The sequence below is a fragment of the Methylobacterium sp. Gmos1 genome, assembly GCF_053764715.1.
In genome coordinates, this window is the sequence record NZ_JBSNCC010000002.1 from 621,181 (window position 1) to 627,497 (window position 6,317).

Genomic DNA, 6,317 nt, shown 5'->3' on the forward strand with positions numbered 1-6,317 from the left:
AACAAAGAGGAGACGAACATGACCCAGACCCCGAACTACGAGATCCCGACCGAGATGCGGGACTTCGCGGAGAAGAGCGTCGAGCAGGCCCGCAAGGCGTTCGACTCGTTCCTCGGCGCGGCGCGCAAGACCGCCGACACCCTCCAGGGCTCGGCCGAGATGGCCCGCACCAACGCCCAGGACGTCTCGACCCGCGGCTTCTCCTTCGCCGAGCAGAACGTCAACGCCGCGTTCGACCTCGCCCAGAAGCTCGTCCGCTCGAAGGACGTGCAGGAGGCGATGCAGCACCAGGCCGAGTTCGTGCGCAGCCAGTTCGCCGCCATGCAGACGCAGGCCCGCGAGTTCGGCGGCCTTGCCCAGAGCGCGATGCAGCAGAGCGCCGAGAACGCCAAGCAGGCGATGCAGCAGGGTGCCGAGCACGCCCGCAACGCCATGCAGCAGGGCACCGAGCAGGCCCGCCAGGCGATGCAGAAGGGCGCCGACGCCGCCCGCAGCGCCACCGACCAGGCCACCAACGCCGCCAAGGACGCCGCGTCCTAAGACGCCGGCCGCCCAGGCCGGCTCCAGGACGGCCACGGCCGCGCTCCGCGAGGGGCGCGGCCTTTTTCGTGTCCGAGGCAGCCCGCGTCCGGGGGGCGAGGCGGGGCTGGACTGGAAGAGCGAGGCGCGGGGCCTCCCGCCCTGTCCCATGACGTTCCGAACCGGCGCTCACCCCATGTCCGACGTCTTGCTGCGGTGCAGCGGGCCGATGCCGACCTCGATCTCGTTGAGACCGTCATCGGCGTCGAGATCGCTGGCGCCGGACCGGTGGGCCGGCGGGTCGCAGGCGCGGATCAGCCGGACGATCTGCATCGCCCGGTCGGCGCAGTCTGGCGAGATGCGGGCGATGTCCTCCGCGAGTTCGAGAACCGCGTCGAGGGTGCGCTGCCACTGGGCCGAGGTGGTCACGGCGGATCTCCTGGCTCGCTCGCGCGGCACGGGCCGCGCCGGCCGCGATTTGCCGGACCGGGGCGGTTCGGCTACCGAGGCGGCCCCGGGGCGCCCGACTCGCGGCGTCACGCAGGGTAACTCCCCGCCAGAGAGGAACGCAATGATGCGAGGGTTCGTTCGCGCCGGCCTGTCGTCGGCCGTCCTGTTGGTCGCGGCCCTGACCGGTTCGGCCCAGGCGCAGTACTACCGGGAGGACACGCCCCCCGGCTACGGCTACGAGCGCTACGAGCGTCCGGCCCCGCGGCGCGCGGTCGGCTACAATTGCGACGCGGTGCAGCGCGGCTTCACCGGGCCGCAGCCCTATTCCTGCCCGCTGCCCGGCCCGCGCCCGCTCGGCGCCCGCTGCTTCTGCGACGTGCCGATCGCGAGCTTCAGCGCGCCGCAGCCGCCCGCTCCGGGCCGCGTGGTGCCCTGACGAACGAAGAGGGCCGCCCGAAGGGCGGCCCTGACCGGATCGAGGATCGCTCCTAAGCAGACTTGCGTTGGCAGGCCACCGCTTCGTCCGCTCAGGTTCTTGTTTTGCCGCAGATTTTCGGCGCCGAACCGGTAACCACTTCGGCTAAATCTGCTTAGTCTGATGTTTTAGTTCAGCACCACCACCTTGGCGCCGACCTTGACCCGCGAGTACAGGTCGGTAACGTCGTCGTTGGTCATGCGGATGCAGCCGGAGGACACGGCCTGGCCGATCGTGTCGGGCTCGTTCGAGCCGTGGATGCGGTAGAGGGTGCCGCCGATATACATCGCGCGGGCGCCGAGCGGGTTGTCGATGCCGCCGGCCATGTAGCGCGGCAGGTCGGGGCGGCGGGCCAGCATCTCCTTCGGGGGCGTCCAGGACGGCCACTCGCGCTTGGCGGTGATCGTCTTCGTGCCCGACCAGGTGAAGCCCGGGCGGCCGACGCCGACGCCGTAGCGCAGCGCCATGCCGTCGCCGAGCACGAGGTAGAGCCGGCGCTCGGCCGTCGAGACCACGATCGTGCCCGGGCTGTAGGCGCCGTTGAAGGGAACCAGCTCGCGCGGGATCGGGGCGACCTGCGCCTGGTCGGTGCTGCCGGCGGCCTGGCCCTGGCCGTACTGGGCCTGGCCCTGGCCGTAATAGCCCTGCGTGCGATAGCTCGGCGCGTCGTAGGGCTGGCCGGCGTAGTAATCCTCGCCGGGATTGGCGTCGAAGGGATCGTAGGGCGCGGCCTTGGCCGGCGCGGAGGCAAGCACGCACACGCTCAGAACGCCCGCAAGGGCGGTAGCGAAGATCTTCATGGCCGGAGCCTTACCTCAGCAGTTACCTTTGCTGTACAATGCTGTCCCGGCTCAGTGGTTCCCGGTTAAAGCGACGCTAACGGCGAAGGTGGAGTGCCTAGTCCCGCGGGACGGTTCACGTTTCGTTGATCGGGTCGGCGGCATCCGAGCCATGCGCCGGAGGGACCGGGTCGCTTCGCGGGTCACGTCGCTCCGGGGGTCAGGCCACCTCGTAGGTGTGGACCTGGAAGCCGGCGAGCAGCGAGGGACCGAAATTGGTCGAGATCGCCACGTCGGTGGCGTCGCGGCCGCGCGCCATGACGATGCGGCCGATCCGCGGCTTGTTGTGGCGGGCGTCGAACGTGTACCAGCGCCCGCTTAAGTACACCTCGAACCAGGCCGAGAAGTCCATCGGATCGGGCACCGCCGGCACGCCGATGTCGCCGAGATAGCCCGTGCAGTAGCGCGCCGGGATGTTCATGCAGCGGCAGAAGGTGACGGCGAGATGGGCGAAGTCGCGGCAGACGCCCTCGCGCTGGTTGAAGCCGTCGAGCGCCGAGCGGGTCGAGTCGGCACGCTGGTAGTCGAAGCGGATGTGGTTGTGGACGTAGTCGACGATCGCCTGCACCCGGGCCCAGCCCTCGGGCGTGTTCCCGAAGAGCTGCCAGGCGGTGTTCGACAGCTTGTCGGTGTCGCAGTAGCGGCTGCCGAGCAGGTAGACCATCACGTCGTCGGGCAGGTCCTGCACCGGGTGCTGAATCGCGTCCGGCGCGTACTCGTCCGCCCAGCCGCTGTCATGGACCAGGAAGTCGGCCGAGATGGTCAGCCGCCCCGGCGGGGCGACGATCCGGGTGCAGGTGTTGCCGTAGCGGTCGGGATAGTCGCGGGCCGGGATCGGCGGGTCGAAGCGCATCGCCGGCGAGGTGAGGCAGTCGCCGAGCCGCGAGGGATGCACGCTGAGCATCAGCAGCATCGGCGTCGGGGCCGGGGAATCGAAGGTGATCGCGTACCCGGTCCGTATCCTCATGACGGTGCTGGCTCCCTGATGCTGCCGACGGGCCGATGCCATCGGGACAACACAGGGTAAGGCTCCGGCGTCGCGGCGGGTTGCGCGAAGAATCGGCAGACGCTGAACGAAGTTTGGCCGCCCCGGCCAATCCGCGACCAGGGACGCGCGCCGACCGACCCGCCGTCCGCCTCAGCTGCGCCGGGCCCGCGCCTCGAAGGCCTCCGCCATCGTGTCGTCGTGGCGCCCCAGGGTCTCCAGGCGCTCGGCCCGCCGGTTCTGCTCCAGGCTCTCCTCGCCGGGGCTCAGCTCGGCGAAGACCCGCGCCTGCTCGGCCTCCTGGCGGTGGCGCTCCGCCTGCTCGCGGAAGAAGGCCGCCTGCTGTCCCGCCGTCGCGGCGTACTCGGCCCGGTAGCTGTCGCGCTCGTTCGTCGTCATCTCCAGATCCCCCGATCTGTCCGGCCGGTTCCTCCGGCCCACGGCCTCCGGAAGACCGCGCGGCCGATGGAGCCGCCCGCCCTTCCCGCAGGAATGTAGGCAGGAGTGCCGTGCCGATCAAATTCGCCGGACCGCGAGGCCGGGCGAGGGCAGGCGGGAGACGTCCTACGCCACCGGCGGGCGCGGGGTGCGTGCCGCCTGCTCGGCGAGGGGCAGCAGGTCGGGCGCCCGGTCGATCGGCACCGCCTGCGGCGGCAGCAGCGCCTCGGGCACGCGGGCTTCCGGCCGGGGCGGTTGCGCCACGATGAGATGGACCGTCGGCCAGAGCGTCGCCACGGCCCGGGCGAGCCCGGCCCCGTCGAGGGAGCCGGCCCGCGCCGTCGGCAGGCCGATCAGCACCAGGGCGACCTCGCCGCCGTGCACGCGCAGGGCCTCCAATCCGGCATCCGGGTCGTTGCAGCGGATCGTCTCGAGCCCGGCCCGGGCGAGCAGCGAGGCGGCCTCGTCCGCACCCGGCACGTCGCCGACGAGCAGGGCCAGGCGGCCGGCGGGGATCCCGCCGGCATCGGCGGCCTGCGCCCCGTCGCCGGCCTGCCGCCCGCGGGCGGCCTCGCGGGCCGTCTCCACCTCGCGCGCCTCCAGCTGGCGCAGGAGGGCGCTCAGCCGGTCCGGCACCGCCTCGGCCACCAGGCCGTCATAGGCCGCGGCGAGGCCGGCCCCGAGGGCGTCGAGGGAGAGGGTGGGTGTGAGTTGCGTGCCGCCCGTGCGGCACCCGGCGCCGGGCGCGCCCATCGTGACCTCCTGTCGTCTGGATCGATCAGGAGGATAAGCCTCGACCCGGCGCGAGGTTTCCCCAGAAGAAGGCGCCGATACGACGCTTTTTCGCGAGCCCTCAGGGGGTGTCGGCGGCGTAGGCCATCACGCCCATCAGGGCGCCGACGTCGCGGTAGCGGGCGCCGCGGGTGCTCATCATCGCCTCGAACTTGTCGTGGACCTGCGCCACGGTGAGGCTGCGGGCCTTCCGGCGGCCGACGCGCTCGTAGAAGATCGGCCGGTTGGCCTTGGCGGGCTTCGGCAGCAGGGCGGCGGCCTCGGCCTTCGGCTCCTCGACCACCTTGGCCATGAAGCGCTCGGCGTCGTCCGGCCCGAGGAAGTGGGCGAGGTAGGTCTCGCCGAGGGTGAGGTCGCGGCCGATCCGGGCGGCGATGCGGGCGGCGTCGCGCTTCAGCATCTCGCCCGCCATCAGGGCCGAGAGGGAGGGATCGCGGCGCAGGTCGAGGATGCGGGCGCGCTCGCCGGCATCCGCGACGGCGTTGTCCTCGCCGATCAGCCCCGCCTCGCGGGCGTAGCCGTGCTGGGCGCCGAATTCCCGCATCACCTGGAGCCAGGTGCGCTCGATGAACTGGTAGAGGCCGGTGGCGGACGAGGTCCGGGCCTGGACCTCGGTCAGGAAGCTCGATTCCTTGTCGGCCACCGCCATCAGCAGCACCGGGTCGGTGCGCACGGTCGCGGCGGCCCGCACGATGGTCTGGACGAGGTGGCGCCGGATCCGCATCGGCCCGAAGCTCAGCACCTCGTTGGGGTCGCCCCCGGTGCTGGCGGCGAGCAGGTCGTCGTAGGAGACCCGGTCGACGCCCGACGAGCCGAGCGCGGTGTCGAGGTCGTGGACCGGCTCGCGAAGCGGCGCCATCGTGCCGGCGTCGCGGGCCGGCGCCGGCGGGGCCTTGATGGTCTGGATCTTCGGCGTCGGCATCACCAGGAGGTCGGCCATCATGGTAACGGCCGGCCGTGCGGTCATCAGGTCGGCGCCGTACTGGTGCAGCAGGGCCGAGAGCCCTGCCGCGAAGCACCCCGCGGCGAGCAGCGTGCGCGCCATGACGGGCACGCCCCCGTGGGCGGCCCGGGCACCGAGCGAGAGGGCGTCTGCCGAGAGGGCGTGCGCGGAGAGAACGTTTCCTTGAGCGCCTGCCATCCGCAGGCCGCTCCGCTGTGCCGGTCCGTCCGCTCGACGTCGCATCTGGTGTATCGCCCCGGTTTCCACGCCACTGGAGCGCAAGAAGCCGGTGAGATGTGGCGATATGACGGCGACGCTCGCACAGCTCAGTTTCGCCGCAGGCAAGCTTCGCCGTTCGCGCCGCCGAGCATTCGGGTCCCGCTACGGCCAAGCTCGACCTGCGGGACCGTTCCGGCGACTGGCGGGGGCGATGGTGCGGTGCGGCGAAGCGCTCAGCGGGTGGCCGGCTGGACGGCGGTGTCGCGGTCGCGCTGGCGCTTGTTGGCCTGGTGGCGGCCGAGCGCGCAGCCGGCGGCGGCGCCCGCGAAGGTGTGGCCGACCGCGTGGCCGGCGATGCCGCCGACGACCGCACCCTTGATGCAGCCCTTGGCCTCGGCGGCCCCGGCGAATCCGGCCAGACCCACGGCCAGCACAGTCCCGGCAATCATCTTGCGCATGGTCATCTCCCGTACGTCACGTCATGGACGTCACTGAACAGCGCAAGTCGTGGTCCGGTTCCCTCGCCCGCGTGACCTAGAGCGTGTTATGAACTTATGACGTAGCGTGGGCGTTGAGGGGTATGAGCGCCGATCGCCCCGCCTACCCGTCCGACGTGTCCGATGAAGAATGGGCGCTGGTGGCGCCGTACCTGGCGTT

9 protein-coding genes are annotated in these 6,317 nt (G+C 71.7%); 2 read left to right on the top strand and 7 right to left on the bottom strand.

Annotation, left to right across the window (positions count from 1 at the left end; translation table 11 throughout):
• The first annotated feature begins 18 nt into the window (after positions 1–18).
• Positions 19–540 (top strand): phasin, encoded by a 522-nt coding sequence (locus ACS5PV_RS06075; RefSeq protein WP_455394436.1) that lies wholly within the window; start codon positions 19–21, stop codon positions 538–540.
• A gap of 168 nt (positions 541–708) precedes the next feature.
• Here the strand turns inward: ACS5PV_RS06075 and ACS5PV_RS06080 are convergent, their stop codons facing one another.
• Entirely contained in the window at positions 709–948 is a 240-nt protein-coding gene (locus ACS5PV_RS06080) for a hypothetical protein (protein ID WP_455394437.1), read from the bottom strand.
• A gap of 145 nt (positions 949–1,093) precedes the next feature.
• On the opposite strand from ACS5PV_RS06080, the gene ACS5PV_RS06085 reads away from it, so the two are divergent.
• Positions 1,094–1,405 (top strand): hypothetical protein, encoded by a 312-nt coding sequence (locus ACS5PV_RS06085; RefSeq protein ID WP_455394438.1) that lies wholly within the window; start codon positions 1,094–1,096, stop codon positions 1,403–1,405.
• A 167-nt stretch (positions 1,406–1,572) separates the two neighbouring features.
• On the opposite strand, the gene ACS5PV_RS06090 is transcribed toward ACS5PV_RS06085, so the two are convergent.
• The 6 genes from ACS5PV_RS06090 to ACS5PV_RS06115 all read right to left on the bottom strand — a co-directional run bounded on the left by ACS5PV_RS06090 (position 1,573) and on the right by ACS5PV_RS06115 (position 6,118).
• Positions 1,573–2,244 carry a L,D-transpeptidase gene (locus ACS5PV_RS06090; protein WP_455394439.1) on the bottom strand — a complete coding sequence of 224 codons (672 nt, stop codon included), beginning with the start codon at positions 2,242–2,244 and terminating at the stop codon, positions 1,573–1,575.
• A gap of 199 nt (positions 2,245–2,443) precedes the next feature.
• Positions 2,444–3,250, bottom strand: coding sequence for a transglutaminase-like domain-containing protein (locus tag ACS5PV_RS06095; protein WP_455394440.1), 807 nt, complete (start codon positions 3,248–3,250; stop codon positions 2,444–2,446).
• 171 nt (positions 3,251–3,421) lie between these two features.
• A complete protein-coding gene (locus ACS5PV_RS06100) occupies positions 3,422–3,667 on the bottom strand; it encodes a hypothetical protein (RefSeq protein WP_455394441.1) in 246 nt (81 codons plus the stop codon).
• 165 nt (positions 3,668–3,832) lie between these two features.
• A complete protein-coding gene (locus tag ACS5PV_RS06105; RefSeq protein ID WP_455394442.1) occupies positions 3,833–4,459 on the bottom strand; it encodes a NepR family anti-sigma factor in 627 nt (208 codons plus the stop codon).
• A 100-nt stretch (positions 4,460–4,559) separates the two neighbouring features.
• Positions 4,560–5,639, bottom strand: coding sequence for a transglycosylase SLT domain-containing protein (locus tag ACS5PV_RS06110; RefSeq protein WP_455394443.1), 1,080 nt, complete (start codon positions 5,637–5,639; stop codon positions 4,560–4,562).
• Between the two features lie 254 nt (positions 5,640–5,893).
• Positions 5,894–6,118: a hypothetical protein gene (locus tag ACS5PV_RS06115; RefSeq protein WP_455394444.1), complete on the bottom strand. Its 225-nt coding sequence runs from the start codon at positions 6,116–6,118 to the stop codon at positions 5,894–5,896.
• Positions 6,119–6,317: the final 199 nt, after the last annotated feature.